The organism is Flavivirga aquimarina, assembly GCF_030540835.1.
Classification (GTDB): Bacteria; Bacteroidota; Bacteroidia; order Flavobacteriales; family Flavobacteriaceae; genus Flavivirga; species Flavivirga aquimarina.
The window spans coordinates 1-402 of the sequence record NZ_JAUOEK010000002.1; the positions used below are offsets into that span (position 1 = coordinate 1).

The 402-nt window shown below is 37.3% G+C and carries 1 pseudogene; it reads right to left on the reverse strand.

Going from position 1 to position 402, the window contains the following annotated elements:
* Positions 1-180 (reverse strand): annotated as a pseudogene (locus Q4Q35_RS00010) (MauE/DoxX family redox-associated membrane protein); the annotation flags it as partial.
* Between the last annotated feature and the right edge of the window lie 222 nt (positions 181-402).

A 402-nucleotide genomic window follows, 5' to 3' on the forward strand; every position in this document is an offset into this window, starting at 1 on the left:
TTTTTGTTGGTTTTTAGAGGCAATAGTTCCTACTTGTATCTGAGCCTGACTGATGGTATCTATAGTTTTACCAAGGCGTTGTAATTGTAGGCTGTCATTAGCAACAATATATTGGTTGCGATAGCGGTAGGTATATACCAATTCTTGGCGCTGTTGATTGTATTGAAGTGTCCCATCCACATCAAAAATACCATCGACCTGTTTTTGTATCTACTATGAATTTTTATGACTAATTGCTTATTAACAATACTGTAAGGTGCATGATAAAATTTATTTTAAATGGATAAATGCTTGTCTCAGAGGGATTAGTTAATCCACTCCATTGGCGTGGCAGGAAGACTCCATTTTGAGAAGCCTGTAAGGCGCACTCAAAATGGTAAGTCGTCCCGATAACTCCTAAAA